This window comes from Mycobacterium sp. 852002-30065_SCH5024008 (assembly GCF_001665645.1).
Lineage (GTDB): Bacteria > Actinomycetota > Actinomycetes > Mycobacteriales > Mycobacteriaceae > Mycobacterium > Mycobacterium paraffinicum.
In genome coordinates this window covers 1-21,328 of record NZ_LZSZ01000027.1, presented here as the reverse complement: position 1 = coordinate 21,328, position 21,328 = coordinate 1, and the positions used below count along the sequence as shown (strand labels likewise).

Sequence of the window (21,328 nt, the reverse complement as noted above, 5' to 3'; positions counted from 1 at the left end):
AGGCGGCGAGAACGCGAACAACTTCCTTCCGGGTCTTGCCCGGGGGCCGATCCGCGCCCGGCGCTGTCGTTTTGCGTCACCCCCCAAAGGCCGGTCCGGTATTCGTCGGCAGAGATTTACAGACAGCTGTCCAGAACAGCAGGTGCCACTAGAGTGGCGGTTATGGCCGAGGCGGACCGGCATCGCTGGGACGAGCGGTACGCGACCAGAACACCGCCGTCGGTGGAGGCGGTGGGACCACCCGACTTTTTGGCACCCCATGTAGATGTATTGCCCACTGCGGGAAGGGCTCTCGATCTCGCTTGCGGACCCGGAGTCGGCGCGGTGTGGCTCGCGATGCGCGGGCTCGAGGTGGTGGGTGTGGACGTCTCCCCGGTGGCGGTCGGCCAGGCGCGCGAGCTGGCCCAGCGCGCCGGCGTGAGCGATCGGTGCCGCTTCGAAGTCGCCGACCTCGATGACGGTCTGCCGGCCGGGCCGTCCGTCGACGTCATCCTGTGCCATAGATTCCGGGACCGGCGCCTCGACCGGGCGATCATCGAACGCCTGGCGCCCGGCGGCGTGCTGGCGATCGCTGTGCTGAGCGAAGTGGGGGCCGCCGCGGGGCCGTTTCGGGCGGTCGCCGGTGAGCTTCCCGCGGCGTTCGCTGATCTCGACCTGTTGGCCGCCGGTGAAGCCGAGGGTTACGCCTGGCTGCTGGCGCGCGCACGGCGCGAAGCTCGCTGAGTAGCAAGAGTTTTCGCCGTACAAATCGAGGCTTGCCGAAATGGCATTTGGCGGTGCCATTTCGGCTGCCGGCCGGGTAATGTCACGCAAATGGAGCGGCGCGTCCTCGAAGCGATCATCTATGAGCGCGAGCCGCCGATTGCGCGGATCATCCTGAACCGGGTCGACAAGGCCAACACCAAGGACGCGGTCCTGGTCACCGAGGTCGACGAATGCCTGCACGAGGCCGACCGTGACAAGGAGATCAAGGTCGTCATCCTCAAGGCCAACGGGAAAGGGTTCTGCGGCGGACATGTGGCCCGCTGGGGCCCCGACGAAAACCCGTATCCCGACTTCGGCGAGACGTTCGAGGATCTGTACAAGGGCACGGCCGACCTGTTCCTGTGGCCGACGCTGTACCTGTGGGAGTTTCCGAAGCCGACCATCTCCGCGATTCACGGCTACTGCATGGGCGGCGGAATCTATCTCGGTCTGCTGACCGACTTCTGCGTCGCGTCGGAGGACGCGTATTTCCAAATGCCGCTTGCCCAAAGCCTCGGCGAGCCCGGCGGGCACACCATGATCGAACCGTGGTTGCTGATGAACTGGCATCGCACCATGGATTGGCTGCTGCTGGCCCCGACGCTCTCCGCGCAGGAAGCCCTCGACTGGGGCCTGCTCAACAAGGTGGTGCCGCGCGAAGACCTCGACGATGTCGTCGAGGAGATGGCGCGCAAGATCGCCCAAATCCCGTTGACCACGCTGATGGCGGTGAAGAACAACGTGAAGCGCGCGTGGGAACTGATGGGCATGCGGGTGCACCTGCAAGTCAGCCACATCCTGACGAACATGGTCGGCGCCGCCTCCGACGTCCAGGCGCGGCGGGCCGAGCTGAAGCAATCGGGCATGAAGCCACGCGATTTCGTCGGCCGCGACGAGAAGGATGCCGGGACCTAGCGGCCTGGATCGCCGGCGACACCCTGGCCGCCGGCGTGCCGGGCGGCGACATAGCCGAACACCATTGTGTAGGCGATGCTTCCGCCCGCGCCCAGATAATTGCGGCCCATGACAGTCGCGGTGATGTTGCCCGTTGCGTACAGTCCGTCGATCACGCGGTCGTCCTCGTCGAGCACCTGGGCGTGCTCGTTCGTGATCACCCCGCCGCAGGTTCCGACGTCGGCCGGAACGACTTTGGTGGCGTAGAACGGTGACCGCTCGAGCGGGCCGAGAGCGGCGTTCGGGCGATGGCCGGGATCACCCAGACAGTCGTTATACGCCGACTGACCGCGCCCGAAGTCCGGGTCGAGGCCCTTGGCCGCAAAACCGTTGAAGCGCTTGATCGTCTGCTCCAGCGCGTCGGCCGGGACGCCCATCTGGCGCGCCAGATCGCCGATGGTCCTACCCCGCATCACCGCCCCCCGGGTGATGAGTTCTTCGGGGAGGCGACGCTTCTTGAGCGGGTTGGCCCCCGAAACGTACCGGCTGATGTAGCCCTCGTCGAAGACCATCCAGCACGGCACCGCCTTGTTTGCGTACATCGCCTTGCCGACCTCGACGTACGAGTTGGACTCGTTGCAGAACCGCCGGCCGGTTCCGTCGACGTAGACGGCGCCGGGGCGCTGCCGCCCGCTGCCCAGCGCCTTCGCGGCGTCACCTCCGTCGGCGATGAAAACCGACGGCAGCCACCAGGCCTCGTCCATCAGGTCGGTCTTGGCGCCCAGCCGGATCGCGGTCTGCAACACCTCACCGGTGTCGCCGGCGTTCGCGATCGACCAGAGTCCCTCGTTCGGCTGCTCCCCGCTGTAGCGGCGGCGCATGTCCGCGTTACGGCTGAAGCCGCCCGCGGCCAGCAGGACGCCCTTGCGCGCCGCGATGTTCAGCGCCTCGCCGTTACGCGAGACGCGCGCGCCGACGACCCTGCCGTCCTCGACGATCAGGTCCTCCATCGCCGCGCCGGCCCAGATCGGGGGCTCGGCGCGCAGATCGATCAGCGCCTTGAGCATCTGACCGATGAGCGAGGCGCCGTTGGTGAGGATCTCCCGACGGCGGAGCCGGGCGGCCCTGGTGCGCGCAAACACTCGCATCGCCACCGCGAAAGCTCGCGGCGACCGATTGAAGTACTGCACCGAACGCAGCTCGTTGGTCTTGAGCACGAACCCGCCGTAGGCCTTGGCCATCGAGGGCTGGACCTTGTCACGCCAGCTGCCCAGTGCGGCGGCGTCATACGGGACGCACTCGATCGCACGGCCGGCTTCGTTGCCCCCCTTGTGGTTCGGGTAATAGTCGCTCCAGCCGGGGCACCGCACAAACCGAACGCCCTTGCGGGTGAGGAAGTTGATCATTTCGTATCCAGCGCTGAGGAACATCTCGCGGCGCGCCGGTGACGAGGCCGGACCGATGTCGCCCACGACGTCGTCGAAATATGCCAGGCCGTCCTCGTGCGAGTCCGGGATGCCTTCGGCGCGCATGAGCGGGTTGTTCGGCAGCCACACCATGCCACCCGAAAGGCCGGTGGAACCTCCGACCAGGGCTTGCTTTTCGATCACCAGCGGCTCGATGCCGGAGTCGAGAGCCGCCAGCGCCGCGACCATGCCGCCCCCGCCGCTGCCCGCGATGAGCAGATCCACGGAGCGGTCCCACCGGGTGGTCATCGTGCCTCCGCGCTGAAGGCCAGGTCGGCGATCGGTACGTCGATGGTGGTGTTGGTCTTCTGAATCGCGGGCACCAACGCCTCGTGCGGCAGGCCGGCGAGGAAGCCGTCGACGACGCGTTCGAAGTTGGAGATCAGACCCTCGATCTGGTTCGACAGGCGCATGTATTCGAAGCCCTTGGAGTGCAACCCTTTCTGCTGTCTCGGCAGGTTGGAGAAGTCCTGCGCGGGGATCGGTGGCCAGCGCGGATCGTCGGGCGCCATCGGCTCCGGGGGCTGGGGCCTGCCCGCGGAAACGTCGTCGGGAAACCGGGTGAGGGACCAGATCTCGAACAGGGTGTCCTCGGGGCCGAGCGGGCGGATGCGGTACGACGACGCGCTGCTGTAGGTGGGCAGGATGAAGTAGTGCGGGAAGCAGAACCCGATCGCGTCGGTGATCCCGCGGCGGACCAGCTCGTTGAGGTCGGGCATGGTGCTGCCCCGGGCCCGATGCCAGCTGACGACGGCGTCGTTGAGGGCGCCGCGCCAAGCATTAATCGCCGCCGCGGGATCGGCGGGCAGCTCGATGTTCTGCAGTCCCTCGGCGATTCGGATGTCGTTGTCGTGCGTCATGCCGCCCATTCCGGTGCCGAGGGTACGCATGAAGTACAGGCTGCTCGCAACGACGGGATGCACCGCCGATTTGGCGAGGCCCCCGTTCTGCGCCGACGGCAGCAGCTGGGGATGGGTCTGGGGGACGTGGTAGCCCTCCATGAACGCCGCCGCCGCTAGCTTCCAATTCACCGGCAACCGGCACGACTGCCACCACTCGACCCGCAGCGATTCCACCCGCCAGGCGTCGTAGGTCGACGCGAAGGGCTCCAGGCAGTCGCGCAGCGCGGGGGCCCCGTCGTCGAGGTTGATCCACGCGCATCCGCCCCAGGTCTCACACCGCACCGAAACCAGCTGCAGATCTTGCGGATTCATGTTTTCCGCGGCGAACGCCTCGGGTCGCAACACGAACGTGCTGCGCCCGTCGATGCCCCAGCACCAGCCGTGGAAGGGGCAAACGAAAGTCCGCCGGGAGCCGCTGCCTTCCACCAGCTTCACCCCGCGATGGCGGCACGCGTTGTGGTAGGCCCGCACCGTGTCCGCGTCGACACGCACCACGATGATCGACTGATCGAGGATCTCGTATTCGACGAAGTCGCCGGGCTTGGGAATCTCCTCGAGCCGGCACGCCATCTGCCAGACGCGCGGCCAGAAGGCCTCCGCTTCCAGCGCGTAGAACTCTTGGTCGTAGTAGCGCTGTTTGGGAATGCGGTCGGCGGTCTGGACCGCCCACGGCACCGGTAGCGGTGTCCAGTTCCTGTCCGTGCCCACCGAGCTTGTCACTGAGTCTGTATTGGAAGCCATCTCGCCATCCCTCTTCGATTACACGATTCGCGTTGCCCGCCCCTGCCAGTAACGCTCGCGAATGCGTCTCTTGTACAGCTTTCCGTTCGGGTCCCGGGGCAATTCCGGAACGAACTCGACGGTGCGCGGGCACTTGTAGCCCGCCAGGTGCGCCCGGCAGTACTCGATGAGCTCGGCCTCGAGGTCGGGCCCCGGCCGGACACCGTCGATCGGCTGTACGACGGCCTTGACCTCCTCGCCGAACTCGTCGTTGGGGACGCCGAAGACGGCCGCGTCAAAAAGCTTGGGATGCACGATCAGGAGGTTCTCGACTTCCTGGGGGTAGATGTTCACCCCGCCGGAAACGATCATGAACGTGGACCTGTCGGTGAGGTAGAGATAGCCGTCGTCGTCGACGTACCCCATGTCGCCCAGGGTGCGCCAGCCGCGGTCGTTGTACACCGAGGCGGTCTTGGCGGGGTCCTTGAAGTATTGGAAGTCGGGCCCGCCTTCGAAGAAGAGCTCACCGGCGTGGCCGGCGGGCAACTCGACGCCGTCGTCTCCGATGACATGCACCGGCGACATGGGTTTGCCCACCGAACCGGGATGGGCCAGCCATTCCTCCGGACCGATGGTCGTTCCCGCGAATCCCTCGGTGCCGCCGTAGTATTCGTGGATGATCGGCCCGAACCACTTCATCATGTGGTGCTTGACGTCGACGGGGCAGGGCGCGGCCGCGTGGATCACACATCGCAGGCTCGACACGTCATACTTTTCCCGAATCGACCTGGGCAGCTTGAGCATTCGTACGAACATGGTGGGTACGAACTGGGCGTGCGTCACGCGGTGCGCCTCGATTAACCGCAGGACGGTCTCGGCGTCGAACTTGCGCATGAGGATCGCCGCGGCGCCGACGCGATTGACCGCCATGGTGTAGTTCACTCCAGCGGCGTGGTACAGCGGCGCGGGGGAGAGGTAGACGCTTGACGGGCCCATCCCGTACTTGTGGGTCAGCGCCAATTCCAGCACCGCCTGAGCCCAGGAGCCGTTCCCGTCGGTCGGAAGCGGCCGGCGGACCGCCTTGGGCCTGCCGGTGGTGCCTGACGAATACAACATCTCCGACCCGTCCGATGCGGGCGGTGCGGCACCGGCCGTCGCCAGCGCCTCCTCGTACGCGCGCCAGCGTGGCAAGGCTCCCCCCACCGCGAGGTGAACGGTGACGGCCGGGTTGGCCGCGCGGACATGGGCGGCAAGCTCGGGCATGGTGGCGTCGATGAAGACCGCCCGCGCATCGGAGTCGTCGATGACGTAGGCGGCCTCGTCAGCGGTGAAGTGGGTGTTGACCGCGGTGTAATAGAGGCCGGAAAGCTGGCAGGCCCAGGTGATTTCGAGGAACTCGGCCCGGTTGGGCAAGATCAGGGCCACGCCGTCGCCTGGGCGCAGCCCTGCGCCGTGCAGCACCGCGGCGACGCGCTGGCTGCGGACGTACAGCTCGTGGTGCGAGATCGTGTCACCGCCCGCGACGATCAGGGCCGGCGCCTGCCCGGCCCTCGTGGCGTGATCGGCAAGATTCACTGGCGCGAGCCCCGCGGAACCCTAAGTGGCCGTTGTGCCGTCGGTCGACGCAGCCGCCGCGGCCTGTCGCCGCGCGTGCTCGGACGGCAACACCTTGTCCCTGAACACCGTCTGGATCAGCTCTTGGACGTCCCTGCTGACCGAGGCCAGGGCGACGAGGTCGTTCGAGCTCTGCCAGTGCACCCGCATGCCCATCAGCTCCCAGGCCCGCTTCAAGTTGGCCTTGGTGGCCAGCAGCGTGGTCATCGGCGCCTGCGCGATGTGGCGGGCGATCGCCTCCACCCGGTCGTCGAGCTGGTCACGCGGTACCACCTCGTTGACCAGACCGAACTCCAGGGCCTTCTTGGCGTCGATCACCTCGGCGAGGTACAGGTAATAGGCCGCACGTCGCCAGTTCATGAAAACCCAGGGCTCGATTGAACATTCACCCGATGGCATGCCGAAACCCTGCAGCGGCGGGTAGGAGAAGTAGGCGTCTTCGGAGGCGATGACGATGTCAGTGGTCAGCCCGTAGTGCGTGCCCCCGCCGACGCAGTAGCCGTGCACCTGTGCGATCGTCGGTTTGGAGAATTCCCACAGGTTCAGCACCGGCTTTACGAACAGGTCGGTCTGCGGCTTCCACGGCGTGCCCATGACTTTGGCACCTTCGACGAAAGCCGGATAGTCGACGGCGTTGTTACCGATGGCGTGTCCGGAGCAGAAGCCCTTGCCGTTGGCCTTGAGGACGAGCACCTTGATGTCGTAGTCGCGGTCGGCGTCCAGCAGCGCGGCGTCGACCTCTTCGGCCAGCTTCTGATCCTGGGCGTTCGCCTTCTCGGGCCAGTTCAGCGTGACCCGGGCGATGGGTCCCTCTTTCTGGTAGATGATTCTCTCGCGAGTCTCGTTGAGATCCATACGTGCTCACCTTTCCTGGTTCAAGAAGTGATGACGCCGATTTCGGCGCCGATGTCGTAGGTAGTGCCGACCTGGCCCGTCCATTGCACGGTGCCCGATGCCCCCGCTTCGATCTCCTGTTCCACCTTCTCGGTGGCGATCACGTAGATGGGTGTGCCCGCGTCCACATGCTGGCCGGCGTCGACGAGAAGGCCGGTGAGCTCGGCCTCCGACACGGCCACCGAGACCCGCGGAATGCGGATGATGAAGTCAGCCATGCACTCTCGCCCCCGACAGGGTCCTTCCCAAAGTCTTCAGCGCCGCGGCGACGATTCGTGCCGGGGAGGGGTACACCTGCGCCTCGAGCGCCGCCGTGGCCGGGTTGGGGACGAATCGGGCGGCCACCCGTTCGACGGGCGCGGCCAGCTCGGAGAACAGTTCCGCGTGCAGGATCGCGGCGAGCTCCGCTCCGGGGCCGGCGAATTGGACGGCGTCATGGATGATGACGGCACGGCGGGTGCGGCGGGCGGAGTCGACGATGGTCTCGACATCGAGCGGTACCAGCGTGCGCAGATCGACGACCTCGGCGCTCACGCCCTGCTCGTCCAGCGTGGCCGCGGCGGTGAGGGCGTCGTGCACGCAGCGTCCGTAGCCGATCAGGCTCACGTCGGTGCCCGGCCGCTTGATGTCGGCTCGGCCCAGCGGGATCGAGAACGCGGGATCGACGGGGACGGGACCCTTCTTGCCTTGCAGCCGAATGGTTTCGACGAAGAGGCAGGGATCCTCGTCGAAGATCGCCGAGGTCAGGAGGCCCTTCCCGTCCCGGGGTGTGGACGGCACGATCACCTTCATGCCCGGGATGTGCATGAACCAGGCCTCGAGGCTTTGCGAATGCGTGGCACCTGTGGCCAGCCCGGCGTAGACCTGGGTGCGAATGGTGATCGGCGCCGTTGTGCGTCCGGCGGTCATGAACCTCAGCTTCGCGGCGTTGTTGATCAGCTGGTCGGCCGCGATGCCGATGAAATCCATGATCATGATCTCGGCCACCGGCAGCAGGCCGTCGATGGCGGCGCCGATGGCCGCGCCGACGATCGCCGCCTCGGAGATCGGTGTGTCCAGGACGCGGTCGTGACCGTACTTCGTCGACAGGCCCGCGGTCGGTCCGGACGCGCCGGGATCGGCGATGTCCTCACCGAGCAGGAACACCCGGTCGTCGGCGGCGAGCGCTTGATCCAGCGCGAGGTTGAGCGCCTCGCGCATCGTCATCTCCCGCTCTTGCATGTTCATACCGGGAACCTGATCGGGGTCGCGTACACATCCAGGTCCAGCTCTTCGATAGACGGGGAATCGGCGCCCATCACGGCTTGCAGCGCCGCTTCCACCGCGGCCAGCGCCTCGTCGTCGATGCGGTCGAGTTCGTCCGGAGTGCAGATGCCGGTGTCGGCGAGGTGGCTGCGGAACCGGGGGACCGGGTCGGCTTCCATCGCGGCGGCAAGTTGATCCTTGGGAATGTAGGGCATCCGGTCGCCGAAGTAATGGCCGCGGAAGCGGAACGTCACGCATTCGAGGAAGGTGGGGCCGTCACCGGAGCGGGCCCGCCGCAGCGCGTCCTCGAGTGCGGATTTGACTGCCAGCGGGTCGTTTCCGTCGACGCGCACCCCGGGCATGCCATAGCCGGCCGCCCGGTCGGCGACGCGTTCGAGCTTCATGGTGTCGGCCGTGGGCGTCATCTCGGCGTACTGGTTGTTCTGGCAGACGAAGACCATCGGCAGGTCCCACAGGGCGGCCATGTTCGCCGCCTCGTGGAAGGACCCGGTGTTGGTCGCACCGTCACCGAAACTGACCACCGTGACGCGATCGGAGCCCTTGCGTTTGGCCGCCATCGCCAGTCCCACCGCCACCGGCGGTCCGGCCCCGACGATCCCGGTCGAAAGCATCACGCCCTTAGCGGGATTGGCGATGTGCATGGTGCCTCCCTTGCCGCGGCTGGCGCCGACGGTGCGGCCCATCATCTCGCCGTAGATCTCCTCGAGCGGGACACCCTTGCCGATGAGGTCGTGCAGGCCGCGGTAGGTGGTCACCAGCTGATCGTCGGGGCGCAGCGCCACGCCCATCGCGGCGGCGATGGCCTCCTGGCCGCGCGAGGGCCAGTAGACGCACATGAACTCGCCGGTGCCGATGCCTTTGGACAGCCGGTCGTCGGCCGCTTTCATCAGCACCATCAGCTCGTACAGCCGGCGCTGGGCGCCCGTTGCGGAGTCGGTCATCGATCTCACGCACCCGACCACGGCTTGACCTTGAGGAAGCCGCCGCCGTCGACACGGAGCTGCTGCCCGGTGATGTAGCGCGCCGCGTCGGAGGCCAGGAACAACACCGCCTCGCTGATGTCCTCGGGTTCGACATAGGGGATCGGCATAGCCTGCACGAGCGGGAAAACCGGTTCGGCATCCTCGCGGGTCGGATCCTTCAGGTCCGGCCGGAAGGCCCGATACATCGGCGGGCTGTGCAGCATGTCGGTGTTGACGTTGGTGGGGTGCACCGCGTTCATCCGGATGGAGAACCGGGCGAGCGCCAGGGCGAAGTCGTTGACGTAATGCGCGGCAGCCAGTTTCGCGAAGGCATATCCGGCGCCGCCGGGGCCCCCGTCGATGCCGGTGGTGTTCATCGAGGACATGAACGCCGCGTTGGAACCGATGACGATGATCGACGCGCCGGCCTGCAGATGCTTGAGGCTCGCGTGCACCAGGTTCAGCACGCCGACCAGGTCCACGTCCACGGCGTCGGCGAAGGCCTGCGGCGGCAGGCCCGCGGTCAGCGGGCAGATGCCCGCGTTGGCGACGACGACGTCGAGATGCCCCAACTCGGCGACGCCCTCATCGATCGCCGCGGACAGGGCCACCCGATCGCGAACGTCCGCGACCGCGGTGAACGCGCGCTGCCCCTCCTTCTCGACCAACCGGGCCGTCTCGTCGAGGTCTTCCCGCCGGGCCAGGGGATACTCATTGGTCTCGATGTCGGCGCACAGGTCCACCGCGATGATGTCCGCGCCTTCGGCGGCCAGCATCCGCGCGTGCGAACGGCCTTGGCCGCGCGCGGCGCCACTGATCACGGCCACCTTGCCGGTTACCCTGCCCATCGCCCGTCCTTCGTCCGTGTATCCACATCGCGACCCACGTTGGGGCCCAACACTATTCGTCGGTGCCACCACCGGTGCGGCCGCAATGACTCCGCCGGCCGCCCTTTTTCGCCGGGATATGCGGGGTCACGGGTGTTGGAATCGGGCCAACGGTCGGATTCATCGCATCTCTTCCACGAAAAACTGCTCTGACCTGCAGCTGGGCTACCACTACGCCCTAGACTAGCTAGAATATCTAAAATAGCAAGGAATGAACCGGTCGACCGAGGGAGTTGGGGATGTCTGGCGTGCGCGGTGGTGTCCTGCAAGGGGTGCGGGTGGTCGAATTGGCGTCGTGGACCTACGTGCCGTCGGCCGGTGCGGCCCTGTCGGACTGGGGCGCCGACGTGATCAAAGTCGAGGGTGTGGTCTCGGGGGACCCCGGGCGCGCGCTGGTCGTCGGCGGCTTCACCCGGCAGGCGGCGCGCCCGGACGCCGACTTCATCCTCGAGCTGGGCAACCGAGGCAAGCGCAGCATCGCCATCGACATCAAGTCCGCAACCGGTCGCGAGCTGTTCGGCCGCCTCTTGGCGAGTGCGGATGTGTTCCTTACCAATTGGCTGCCCGGGGCGCTCGAGCGGGCCCGGCTCACCGTGGACGACATCCGTTCGTTCAACCCGAAAATCATCATCGCGCGCGGCACCGGGCTGGGGGTGCGGGGGCCGGACCGCGACCGCGGCGGGTTCGACGCGGCCACCTATCTCGCCCGGGGCGGTGTCGCTTACACGCTCACGCCGTTCGGCACGGACACGCCCGCGGTGCAGGGTCCGGGGTTCGGCGACCTCCAAGGTGGGGCGACGCTCGCCGGGGGCGTATGCGCCGCGCTCTTCCACCGCGAACGCACCGGTGAACCGACGATCGTCGACTCCTCGCTGCTGGCCCAGGCGATGTGGGCGATAGCGCCGTCCATCTCGGCGGCCGACTTCTTCGACATCGACGGGATACCGGGCGCACCGCCGGGGTTGGCCATCAACCCGCTCGTGAACAGGTACAAGACCCGCGACGGCAGGTGGATTCAGTTGGTGTTCCTGCAGCCGGACAAGTTCTGGGCAGGGTTCTGTGAGCGCGTGGGCCTGGCTGACCTGGTCACCGATGAGCGATTCGTGCCGTCGAGCAACTTGATCGCCAACGCCGCGGATGCCACCGAGATCCTGGCCAACGTGTTCGCCCGCCACGATCTCGCCCACTGGCAGAAGGCGCTCGAGGACGAGCCGGGCGTGTGGGGTGCCCTGGCGACGCCGCGGGAGACGCTCAACGATCCGCAGGTCGAACCGAACGGGTACGTGGTGACCAACGTCGACGACCACGGCGAGAAGTACCGGATCGTCGCCGCGCCCGTTCAGTTCGACGAGACCCCGCCGGCGCCCGCCCGTGCGCCGGAACACGGTCAGCACACGGAAGAGATCCTGCTGGAACTCGACGTCGATTGGGACGACATCGCCAGGGCCAAGGATCTCAAGGCGATTCTGTAGGGCGCCGGGGCAGTCGACGAAAGGCGCTATCTGTGGTGACCAAAGTCATCGGCTGCCGATAACCCGGTGACCTAGGGCGCTCGCCGTCGTACCTTCGGTGCAAGGAGCACCGACATGACTGCATTCATGCGCGCCACAGACGCGTTCACCTGGGCGATGGAGACTGACCCACGGCTGCGATCGACCGTGGTCAGCGTCGTACTTCTGGACCGGTCCCCAGACTGGGACGAAGTGCGGAAGCGATTCGACTTGATCAGCCGCACGTTGCCCATGTTCCGGCAGCGCGTGGTGCAGTCACCTCCGCCGGCCCCGCCGCGATGGGAGCGTTACCGGGACTTCGACCTCGATTACCATCTGCGGCGAGCGACAGTTTCGGCCCCCGGAACGCTTGACGACGTGCTCGAGATGGCCCGATTGGCCGAGATGCAGGATTTCGATCGGGCCCGCGCGTTGTGGGAAACGACGTTCGTCGAGGGTCTGGAAAACGGCGGCGCGGCCGTGATCTGCAAGTTTCACCACGCGCTCACCGATGGGGTCGGCGGGGTCCAGATCGCGATGCACCTGTTCGACCTCTCGGAAGATCTGTATTCCGGGGAACCCATGCCGCCCGAGCCGGAGGTCGCGGCCCCAGCGCTGCTGCGGGGTTACCGCGACGCCGCGCGCTACGACACCGGCTTGCTCAGCAGCGCCCTGACGGGTGCGGCCTCCCTGGTGCCACGTTTGATGTACGACGGCGTCCGGCGGCCCGTCGCCACGATCCGGTCCGCGGCGACCACCGCGGCATCGGTCTACCGAACCGTCCGGCCGATCAGCCGAACCGGGTCACCGCTGGCGACGGACCGTGGCCTGATCCGGCGTCTCGGGGTGCATCAGGTGCCGACGCGGCCGCTTCGGGAAGCGGCGCACCGTTGCGGTGGGGCGTTGAATGACGCTTTCGTCGCTGGGGTGGCGGGTGGACTACGCCTGTACCACGAGAAGCACGGCGTCGCGGTGAACGACTTGCACATCACGATGCCGATCAGCCTGCGGACCGAAGCCGATGGCATTGGCGGGAACCGGATCACGCTGATGCGCTTCGACGTGCCCGTCGGCGAGGCGGATCCGGCAAAGCGCATCGCGGCGATACGCCAGCGCACCGCGGCGGTACGGAACGAAAGATCGCTGCCCTACACGCAATTGATCGCCGGAGTGCTCAATCTGGTGCCCCGGTGGTACATCGGCTCGGTTCTGCGCCACGTTGATTTCGTGGCCAGCGATGTGCCGGGCGTTCCCGTGCCGGTCTACCTCGGCGGTGCAGCGGTGCGGTCCCAGTACGCGTTCGGACCCACCATCGGTGCGGCGGTCAACGTCACACTTCTCACCTATGTCGACACGTGTGGTCTCGGGTTGAACGTCGATACCACCGCGATACCCGACTACGACGTGTTCCATGACGCTATCGTCGCCGGCTTTGACGAATTATTGTCTTTGGCAAACTGACCCGAAGATCACGGATTCCGGCACCGACCAGGCACTTCACCGGATTGGTTGATTAGCAACAGATCCCGGAACGGTCACAGGCGGGTATCGATCGCGGCGATGGTCTGGCACAACGCGAAAGATCGACAAATCATGGCACAGGGCGCCTTTGAGGTTTGCGGCCGCGATGATGCGTAGCGCAGGAATTCCTCGTCCGCTGTGCGAGTGGCGGGTTCGTGACGGCGCCGCAGGAGGTATCCACAACATGACGACGAACTGGGTTCCCGCCCAGACCTCGTGTGGCCCACACTCTGGTCGAATCCTCGACACCGCGCGGGGCATTCTCATCGGCCTTCGCCGGTGCCCGTCGGAAGCGGCCCTGGACGAATTGCACAGCGCGGCATTGCGGCACAAGGTGCCGGTATTCGCGATGGCGTGGGCGCTGGTACACCTGGCCGGCGACGGCGAAAAGACACCGAGCTTCACCGACGCGCAATCCGCGGCTCGGCACGAGTGGGGAAAGCTGTTCTCCTCCGCCGCAGTGCCCTGCTAAGCCGGCATCTAGACGTTGGAACGGCCGAGCTTTCGAGGGGTAACCCGGCCGTCCCCAACTCCAATCACGCCGGCATCAACGTGCTCCGCTGACGCTAGCGCGGCCAGGCCGCCGATTCGCCGGCCGCGCGCAATGCCGCCACGATGCGCTGTTCCTTCTCCCGGAAGCGCTCCGTCGGTGCCGGCACCGAGATAGCGACCAGATTGTCGCCCACCCCGCGTCGCGCGATCGCGGCCGCCGAGATACCCGGCGTGTGTTCGTCTCGGTCGAAAGCGATTCCGGTGCGCCGGATCTCGGCCACCTCGGCGCGGAGGCGGTCGGCGGACCCGGGATCCAAGCGGGAGATCACCGCTTCGGCGTCGGCGTCGTCGAGGGCCGCGAGGGCCGCTTTGCCGTTGGCGGTCGACTCCAGCGGGAACCGGACGCCGACGGCCGACACGGCGCGCAGGCGATGCGATGATTCGATCTGGTCGACGAACCACATTCGCCGGCCCCGCAAAACCGAGAGGTCGACCGTCTCGCCGTCGGTCGCGCGCGCCACCCGTTCGATCGTCGGCCGGAACACCGCCGCGATGTGCGCGCCGTCGGAACTGCCCAACCCCAGCAATCGGTCGCCGAGGGAGAAACGGCCCTGTGAATCGACACTGGCCAGTCCGACCTCGACCAGGCCCACCAGCAGCCGGCGAGCCGTCGACTTGGCCAGCCCGAGACGCTCACCGAGGTCGACCAGACGCAACCGCCCCGGCTCCGCGGCGATCTCGTCCAGCGCGGCGGCGGCGCGACGCAATACTTGGATGCCCTCGTCGCGGCCGGCTGCAAAATTTTCCCCCGAGGACGGCATTCGTCCACTATAGTGTTCCGCATCGCGGATCACAAAGATCCGAAGTGCGGATCACGGGAGATTCCAGATGAGCGGGCTACCGGCCGGGCGGCACCATTTCCGCGGCGATGACGGCTACGAGGCGGCCCGTCGTGGCACCGTCTGGCACCAGCGGGTACCGGAACGCTACCCCGAAGTGATCGTGCAGGCGGTCGACACCGACGACATCATCGCCGGTATCCGCCATGCGAAGTCCCACGGGCTCAAGGTCAGCATTGTCTCGGGCGGACACAGCTTCGCGGCCAGCCACCTGCGCGACGGCTCCGTTCTGCTCGACGTCAGCCGCCTCGACCACGTTTCCATCGACGCCGAAAAGGGCCTCGCCCGAGTGGGTCCGGGCAAGGGCGGCAGCCTGCTGATGGCCGACCTCGAGGCGCAGGGCCTGTTCTTTCCCGGCGGTCACTGCAAAGGGGTCTGTCTCGGTGGCTACCTCCTGCAGGGTGGATACGGCTGGAACAGCCGCATTTTCGGCCCGGCCTGCGAATCCGTCGTGGGCCTCGATGTCGTCACCGCCGAGGGCGAAAGGATTCACTGCGACGCCAGCAACAACGCCGACCTCTACTGGGCCGCCCGTGGTGCCGGACCCGGATTTTTCGGCGTGGTCACGTCCTTCTGTCTGAAGCTTTATCCGCGCCCCGGCGCCTGCGGCACCAGCGTCTATGTCTATCCGTTCGAGCTGGCCGACGAGGTCTTCACGTGGACTCGCGCGGTCAGCGCCGAAGTGGACCCCCGGGTCGAGCTGCAGGCCGTGGCATCCCGAGGCGAACCGAACATGGGCATCGACACCCCGGTCATCTCGCTGGCGTCGCCGGCCTTCGCGGATTCCGATGCGGAGGCGGAAAAGGCGCTCGCCCTGTTCGGCACCTGCCCGGTCGCCGATCGGGCGCTGGTCAAAATCCCTTACATGCCAACCGATCTGGCGACCTGGTACGACGTCGCGATGAGCCACTACCTGTCCGATCATTACTACGCGGTTGACAACATGTGGACGTCGGCGCCCGCGGAAGACCTGCTGCCGGGCATCCGGACGATCCTGGACACCATGCCCCCACACCCGGCGCATTTTCTGTGGCTGAACTGGGGGCCGTGCCCTCCCCGCCAGGACATGGCCTACAGCATCGAAGGCGACATCTACCTGGCCCTCTACGGTTCGTGGAAGGACCCGGCCGACGAGGCGAAGTACGCCGACTGGGCGCGATCCAACATGGCCGCGATGTCCGAATCCGCCATCGGGATTCAGCTCGCCGACGAGAACCTCGGCCAGCGTCCGGCGCGGTTCGCCAGCGACGCCGCCATGGCCAAGCTCGACCGCGTGCGCGCCGAGTACGACCCCGACGGTGTGTTCAACAGCTGGATGGGACGACTCTGATGGCGGGCGAGTTGTATCTGGGGTATCGCGGTGACGACGCGAACACCCCGTTCGGCAAGTTCTTCACGCCCGAAATGGCCCCGCTGCCACGCCATGTCGTCGAGGCACTCGAACACGGGCCGCAAGGCGCCATGGCGCTGTTGGCGTTCGATGACGCCGCGCGCGTCGCCGACGACGGGTACCAGCGGACCGAGAACGGCTACGGGGTCCTCGACGACGGCGGCTATCAGGTGTCGGTACGCACCGACATGCCGGGGGTCACGCCGGAGATGTGGTCGTGGTGGTTCGGCTGGCACGGCTGCGACACCCGCCGTTACAAGCTGTGGCATCCGCGGGCCCATCTGCACGCCGCCTGGAAAGGTCAAGGGCAGGGCGGCCGGGACGACGCGGCTGTTGGCCTACGGGGCGCCGAACGCTACGTCGGCCGCTGGTCGTTGATCAGCGAGTACATCGGCTCGACGATGCTCAATGGCGCAATCCAATTCGTCGATCCGGCGGCGATGGGCTGCCCACCCGACAGCGACGGTGCGGTCGCGATCTGCGCCCGGCTGGGATCCAGCGAGGCCCCGGTGGACGTCGGATGGTTCATCCACCACGTCCGGTCGACGCCGAACGGGTCCGAGATGCGGTCACGATTCTGGATGGGCGGACGGCACATCGAAGTGCGCAACGTCCCCGGCGTCGCATCGCGCGCGGTGCGCCCGATCGCCTCGCGGGTGCTCGGCAACGCGGAAACCGGCGCTCGCAATCTGATGGTGCACTGCGCACAGGAGATGAATCACCTCGCGGCCTTCCTCCCGGAACTATATGCCGCCTTCGGCGACGAATAGGCCAGGATAGGGCTCACGCCAACCTAATTCGCCGGCGGGAGCTGACGCGGGCCGGTCGGCGAATCCAGTTCGGCAGGACCCTCCCGCTGCGCCAACTCCGGGTTGTTGGCGCGCTCGCCCAGCGACGGGCCGTGCGGCTCCTGGCCACCCACCTGCCGATGGGTCACCGCCGCGCGCTCTACGCGCGACGAGTCGATGAATCCCGCCTCCCCGGGAGGGGCTTCATCGGCCTCAGCGGGCCGGGTGGGCCGACCGCCGGCGGCGGAACTTTCGGCGTCGACCGTCACTTTGTGGGTGCGCCTGAACGCGAACGTGATCTCCTCGACCTCTTCGAAGACGTGCCGCGCGGTGCGCAGCGGCGCGGTGGTGGTGTCGATCACCCGGGCCACGAACGGCGGCACCAGCGGGCGTATCCAGCGCGCCGCGGCCTTGGTGGCGTCCGGAATCGACGGAATCGACGAAGTGTCACGCTCTTTGCGCGGCTGCACCTCGCGCCCGATGGGCGCCGGCAGGTTCTCCACATCGGCGGTGTGCACCGGGACGGGCGGGCCGAGGGCCGCGCGGCTGGCGGCCTCGGCTTCCGCGGCGATCGGCAGGTAAATGTCTTCATCGGCGGGCTCGAAGGTGCGGTGCGACGACGCCAGCACCGGGGGATCGACAGCGTCCACGATGCGCCGGCGTTGCTGCTCCCGGTCGATCTCGGTTTGGGCCTCGATCGCAAGCCGGGCCTGGGTGAGTTGGTGCTCGGCCCACATGATTTCGGCCTCCCGGCGAACCTCGGCCCGCTTGATCGCGATCGCCGTGTCCGCCTCGAGTTCCGCGCGTTCCCGCTCGGCACGCGCCGCCGCGTGGCGATCGTGGCTGGTCTCACCGCGCCACCGCCCCAGGATCAGCGGCAGCAGGTAGAGCAGCACGCAGAACGCGATCGTCAGCAGCCGCAACGTCAGCGCACCGAAGTCGGCGGAGGTCAGGTCGTTCATCGCGACCCAGCGCGCACCCAGGCCACGATCGGCGTCCGCGATGACGCCGTGGCGTGCCTCGTCGAGCGCGTGCGCTTCGCGGGAGATTTCGGCGTCCAGCCCGGGCGCCTGGCGATCCCGGGCCGCCAGCGCGTCGTCCAGTTCACGCTGGGCGTCCGCGAGGAGCTCATTCGCCGTGCGGGTTTCGGGCCCGGCGCCGGGGACACCGGTGATCCGGGTTTGCGGGCAGCTGGGGGTGGGGTGGTATTCGCAGCGCGCGATGACCAGGGCCTGATCCTGCTGCTGGTGAGCGCGGTCGACGGCGGTGTCGAGCGCGCCGCGTGCATCCCTGGTTTGTTGCAGGAACGCCGTCGCCTGCGCAACCGCCGGCGAGGAGCCGGCGTTGCGCAGGGCGCGTTCGTCGAGACGGTGGTCGATCGAGCCGGAGAGCAGGACGATTGCGGCCAATTCGCCGACGGTGACGCCGAGGGCGGCCGCGACCACCGCGCGTGCCGCGAGGCCGGCCGGACTCCGGCCAGACCCGGAGGTGATGGCGCGGGTGACCGCGCCGACGAGCAGGCCGAAGAGCAGGGTCAGCGGCACCACGAACAGGAGCGACCAGTGGGCCGACTCGATCACCGCCAGCGCCGCGACGAGCCAGGCCAGCAGCGCTCCGAACAACACCACCGCGCCGGTGACGGCGTGGGTGGACCGCTCGTGGCGCTCATCCAGCTCCCGCCGGTGCCCGCCGCCAAGCCAGGTGAGCAGGCCCGCGGGCGAGAAGTCCGAGCGCCGCTCGGGATTTTTCTTGGCACACATCGAAATCACCTCCCAAGTCATCAAGCCTCCCAGGCCACCACCCGCCGGATCGAATCGAAGCGCCCGGCCTGTGGCGCGCTTCACAGCGCGCCCGGATCAGCGGTGATCCCAGCGGGGTGTAACGAACGCGGATTTCTGCGACGCGTGCAGATCATCGACGGTTCCGGCGGCCGACGTGAGACGGTATAAGCCTATGGAGACTCACGATTATGTCACCTACGAAGAGTTCGGACGCAGATTCTTCGAGGTCGCTGTCACCCCCGAGCGTGTCGCCGCCGCATTTGCCGACATCGCCGGCAACGAGTTCGCCATGGAGCCCATCGCTCAGGGGCCCGGCGGGATCGCCAAGGTCAGCGCCAACGTCAAGATCCACGAACCCAAGGTCACCCGTCGCCTGGGCGACAGCATCACGTTCGTCATCCACATCCCCTTGTCGATCGATCTGCTGCTCGACCTTCGGCTCGACAAGCAGCGGTTCGTCGTCTCCGGGGACATCGCGCTGCGGGCCACGGCCCGAGCCGCCGAACCGCTGCTGCTGATCGTCGACGTCGCGAAACCGCGGCCCTCCGATATCACCGTCAACGTGTCGTCGAAGTCCTTCCGCGGTGAGGTGCTGCGCATCCTCGCCGGCGTCGATGGCGAGATCCGCCGATTCGTCGCCCAGTACGTCGCCGAGGAGATCGACGCGCCCCAGTCGCAGGCCGCGCAGATCATCGACGTGGCGAAGCAATTGCAGGAGGCCTGGCCCTAAGGGGAGCGGCGAACGCGTAGGCACGGCCCCACCGGGGTACCCAGTGCACGTTGCGCACCGGTCGCCTGTGCTGCCGAGCCGGTGCCAACCGCAATCATTGTCTGGGGAGGAGCGACAAGGCGTGGCACGAGTAGATGTTTCGGTGTCGTCGGAGGTAGACCCGGAGGCCGCCTGGAAGCTGGCGTCCGACCTGAGCCGATTCGACGAGTGGATGACCATATTCGCCGGGTGGCGCGGACCCGTTCCCGACAAGATCGAGGAAGGCACCTGCGTCTCGTCGTGTGTGAAGGTCAAGGGCTTCCGCAACGTCATCCACTGGACGATCACCAACTACGATGAACCGAAATCGATTGAGCTACAAGGCCGCGGTCGCGGTGGGATCCGCCTCGGGGTCGCGATGACCGTCACGGACCAGCAGCCCGGAACCGACTTCCATCTCACCGCCGACCTCAGGGGCGGATTACTCAGCGGCCCGATCGGCGGGTTGGTCGCCCGGATCCTGCGCTCCGATGTGCAGAAGTCCGTGAAAAACCTCGCCTCGCTGCAGTAGGCGTTGCAACCGGCGCGGCTACCGCGCCACGTGGCCGATCGGCCAGTCTCGTTCGGCCTGGCGAATCCGCCTGCGGTCCATGCCAAGCCACGCCAGCCCGGCCCCGAACGCCAGCATGGCGACGATCGCGGCGGCGACACCCGCGCCGGCGTCCCCGAGGGCGAATGTGGCCACGCACATCACGAGTGCCAACACGGCGGCCCCGACGATGACCAGCCCGGGCGTCCGCTTCAAGTCGTGTGCCGGCTCGGCTTCACCCGGGCGGAGGGTCCGATCATGGTCAACAGGGCTGTGGCTCATGGGCGTCTCTCCTCTGGTCGCTTCCGTTCGGCGCTTCCGTGGAGCTACCCGGATTGCCGATGGGACAAACGACCTGAGGCGTCGGCGCCGAGGGTTCGGCGCTAGGCCCTACAGCGTCTGGTGCCGCCCAAAGTATTTGTGGTCCTCGCTGTAACCGCCGTAGCCGCTGCCGATGTCGCGGTAGTCGGCCACGAACTCGATCCCTTTGATCCACTTGACGAGTTTGAAACCGTGCTGCAGTTCGTTGCGCAACCGCAGCGGCCTGCCATGCATGTAGGGGAGGGGTTGGTCGTTCATGTTGTAGGCGAGCATAGTCATGTGATGGTCCATCTGGCCGATGTGATGGGCGTTGTAATAGATGCCGCCCGTCGCGCCGAGGCCCATCGAATAGAACACCGCCCATTTGGCTTCGGGCAGCGGTTTGACGATGTCCATGATCGTGTTCATCTGCACGCCACCCCATTTGGCGACGCCCGACCAGGCTTGGATGCAGAAGTGCTGGCTGATCTGCTCGTGGTACGGCAGCGCCATCAAGTCCTCGAGCGAAAACTCCATCGGATGCTCGACCAGACCGTAGACCTTGAGCCGCCAGTCCCGGAAGTCGTTTGCTTCCAGCTCTTTGTACTCGACGGTCTCCGGCAGGCGGCCGTTGCGCCAGTGGTGCGGCGAGATGTCCTTTTCGGTGAAGGCGCCGGGCTTGGGGTCGAGCTGTTCCAGCAGTCGCTGGAACGGGCCGACGAGCGCGTATCCGACCCGCTGAATCACCCGCGGATGACGAATAGTGAAGGGAGTGGCCCAAACCCACGCGATCGCCGTCAACACCATGGCCGCGGCGAAGATTCCGAAGCCCACCCAGCTGTTGTCGTCGCGGGAGGCGAACATGTGGTTGAGGTTTCGCAGCGCGCTGGTGGTCAACACCATCGTGACGTGCACCAGGATGAAGAACAGGAAGTAGACCAGCACCACGAAATGCAGTGACCGCGCGTGCTGGATGCTCAGCCGCTTGCTGAGCCAGTGCACGCGCTGCGACAGCGCGGG

21 protein-coding genes are annotated in these 21,328 nt (G+C 67.0%); 9 read left to right on the top strand and 12 right to left on the bottom strand.

Annotated features, from left to right (window positions below; genetic code table 11):
* The first annotated feature begins 162 nt into the window (after positions 1 to 162).
* On the top strand, positions 163 to 723 hold the full coding sequence (locus A5781_RS03340) for a bifunctional 2-polyprenyl-6-hydroxyphenol methylase/3-demethylubiquinol 3-O-methyltransferase UbiG (protein ID WP_067201135.1): 561 nt from the start codon (positions 163 to 165) through the stop codon (positions 721 to 723).
* Between the two features lie 90 nt (positions 724 to 813).
* Complete coding sequence (locus A5781_RS03335) at positions 814 to 1,659, top strand: enoyl-CoA hydratase-related protein (RefSeq protein ID WP_067201127.1); 846 nt, start codon at positions 814 to 816, stop codon at positions 1,657 to 1,659.
* On the opposite strand, the gene A5781_RS03330 is transcribed toward A5781_RS03335, so the two are convergent.
* The 8 genes from A5781_RS03330 to A5781_RS03295 are packed head-to-tail and all read right to left on the bottom strand — an operon-like array spanning position 1,656 to position 10,310.
* On the bottom strand, positions 1,656 to 3,353 hold the full coding sequence (locus tag A5781_RS03330; protein WP_067201120.1) for an FAD-binding protein: 1,698 nt from the start codon (positions 3,351 to 3,353) through the stop codon (positions 1,656 to 1,658). The two genes, A5781_RS03335 and A5781_RS03330, sit on opposite strands and share 4 nt — an antisense overlap.
* Positions 3,350 to 4,714, bottom strand: coding sequence for an SRPBCC family protein (locus A5781_RS03325; RefSeq protein ID WP_369817672.1), 1,365 nt, complete (start codon positions 4,712 to 4,714; stop codon positions 3,350 to 3,352). Before A5781_RS03325 ends, A5781_RS03330 begins: the two co-directional genes overlap by 4 nt.
* A gap of 51 nt (positions 4,715 to 4,765) precedes the next feature.
* The gene (locus A5781_RS03320) at positions 4,766 to 6,301 is read right to left on the bottom strand and encodes an acyl-CoA synthetase (protein WP_067201115.1); all 1,536 of its coding nucleotides are present in this window, start codon (positions 6,299 to 6,301) and stop codon (positions 4,766 to 4,768) included.
* Positions 6,302 to 6,322: 21 nt separating this feature from the next.
* Positions 6,323 to 7,195: an enoyl-CoA hydratase/isomerase family protein gene (locus A5781_RS03315; RefSeq protein ID WP_067201111.1), complete on the bottom strand. Its 873-nt coding sequence runs from the start codon at positions 7,193 to 7,195 to the stop codon at positions 6,323 to 6,325.
* A 20-nt stretch (positions 7,196 to 7,215) separates the two neighbouring features.
* A complete protein-coding gene (locus tag A5781_RS03310; protein WP_067201109.1) occupies positions 7,216 to 7,452 on the bottom strand; it encodes a lipoyl domain-containing protein in 237 nt (78 codons plus the stop codon).
* A complete protein-coding gene (locus tag A5781_RS03305) occupies positions 7,445 to 8,455 on the bottom strand; it encodes an alpha-ketoacid dehydrogenase subunit beta (protein ID WP_067201107.1) in 1,011 nt (336 codons plus the stop codon). The genes A5781_RS03310 and A5781_RS03305 overlap by 8 nt, the downstream gene beginning before the upstream one ends.
* 2 nt (positions 8,456 to 8,457) lie before the next feature.
* The gene (locus tag A5781_RS03300; protein ID WP_067201196.1) at positions 8,458 to 9,441 is read right to left on the bottom strand and encodes a thiamine pyrophosphate-dependent dehydrogenase E1 component subunit alpha; all 984 of its coding nucleotides are present in this window, start codon (positions 9,439 to 9,441) and stop codon (positions 8,458 to 8,460) included.
* A gap of 5 nt (positions 9,442 to 9,446) precedes the next feature.
* Positions 9,447 to 10,310, bottom strand: coding sequence for a mycofactocin-coupled SDR family oxidoreductase (locus tag A5781_RS03295; RefSeq protein WP_067201105.1), 864 nt, complete (start codon positions 10,308 to 10,310; stop codon positions 9,447 to 9,449).
* 278 nt (positions 10,311 to 10,588) lie between these two features.
* On the opposite strand from A5781_RS03295, the gene A5781_RS03290 reads away from it, so the two are divergent.
* The 3 genes from A5781_RS03290 (at position 10,589) to A5781_RS03280 (ending at position 13,832) form a co-directional block, all read left to right on the top strand.
* Positions 10,589 to 11,821 carry a CaiB/BaiF CoA-transferase family protein gene (locus A5781_RS03290; protein WP_067201104.1) on the top strand — a complete coding sequence of 411 codons (1,233 nt, stop codon included), beginning with the start codon at positions 10,589 to 10,591 and terminating at the stop codon, positions 11,819 to 11,821.
* Positions 11,822 to 11,935: 114 nt separating this feature from the next.
* Positions 11,936 to 13,300 carry a wax ester/triacylglycerol synthase domain-containing protein gene (locus A5781_RS03285; RefSeq protein ID WP_067201103.1) on the top strand — a complete coding sequence of 455 codons (1,365 nt, stop codon included), beginning with the start codon at positions 11,936 to 11,938 and terminating at the stop codon, positions 13,298 to 13,300.
* Positions 13,301 to 13,544: 244 nt separating this feature from the next.
* Positions 13,545 to 13,832 (top strand): ANTAR domain-containing protein, encoded by a 288-nt coding sequence (locus A5781_RS03280; RefSeq protein WP_067201100.1) that lies wholly within the window; start codon positions 13,545 to 13,547, stop codon positions 13,830 to 13,832.
* 94 nt (positions 13,833 to 13,926) lie between these two features.
* On the opposite strand, the gene A5781_RS03275 is transcribed toward A5781_RS03280, so the two are convergent.
* Positions 13,927 to 14,673, bottom strand: coding sequence for an IclR family transcriptional regulator (locus A5781_RS03275; RefSeq protein WP_067201098.1), 747 nt, complete (start codon positions 14,671 to 14,673; stop codon positions 13,927 to 13,929).
* Between the two features lie 67 nt (positions 14,674 to 14,740).
* Here A5781_RS03275 and A5781_RS03270 point away from each other — a divergent pair, with 67 nt between their 5' ends.
* A complete protein-coding gene (locus tag A5781_RS03270; protein WP_067201094.1) occupies positions 14,741 to 16,081 on the top strand; it encodes an FAD-binding oxidoreductase in 1,341 nt (446 codons plus the stop codon).
* Positions 16,081 to 16,911 (top strand): DAPG hydrolase family protein, encoded by an 831-nt coding sequence (locus A5781_RS03265; protein ID WP_067201092.1) that lies wholly within the window; start codon positions 16,081 to 16,083, stop codon positions 16,909 to 16,911. The genes A5781_RS03270 and A5781_RS03265 overlap by 1 nt, the downstream gene beginning before the upstream one ends.
* Before the next feature lie 23 nt (positions 16,912 to 16,934).
* Here the strand turns inward: A5781_RS03265 and A5781_RS03260 are convergent, their stop codons facing one another.
* Positions 16,935 to 18,689: a DUF4407 domain-containing protein gene (locus tag A5781_RS03260; RefSeq protein ID WP_067201193.1), complete on the bottom strand. Its 1,755-nt coding sequence runs from the start codon at positions 18,687 to 18,689 to the stop codon at positions 16,935 to 16,937.
* A gap of 193 nt (positions 18,690 to 18,882) precedes the next feature.
* Here A5781_RS03260 and A5781_RS03255 point away from each other — a divergent pair, with 193 nt between their 5' ends.
* Together A5781_RS03255 and A5781_RS03250 are read left to right on the top strand one after the other, a co-directional pair.
* Positions 18,883 to 19,440: a hypothetical protein gene (locus A5781_RS03255; protein ID WP_067201090.1), complete on the top strand. Its 558-nt coding sequence runs from the start codon at positions 18,883 to 18,885 to the stop codon at positions 19,438 to 19,440.
* A 121-nt stretch (positions 19,441 to 19,561) separates the two neighbouring features.
* Entirely contained in the window at positions 19,562 to 19,990 is a 429-nt protein-coding gene (locus A5781_RS03250; RefSeq protein WP_067201088.1) for an SRPBCC family protein, read from the top strand.
* Positions 19,991 to 20,008: 18 nt separating this feature from the next.
* On the opposite strand, the gene A5781_RS03245 is transcribed toward A5781_RS03250, so the two are convergent.
* Together A5781_RS03245 and A5781_RS03240 are read right to left on the bottom strand one after the other, a co-directional pair.
* Positions 20,009 to 20,290, bottom strand: coding sequence for a hypothetical protein (locus A5781_RS03245; protein WP_067201085.1), 282 nt, complete (start codon positions 20,288 to 20,290; stop codon positions 20,009 to 20,011).
* Positions 20,291 to 20,398: 108 nt separating this feature from the next.
* On the bottom strand, positions 20,399 to 21,328 hold a 930-nt coding region (locus tag A5781_RS03240), incomplete at its 5' end, for a molybdopterin-dependent oxidoreductase (RefSeq protein WP_156624353.1).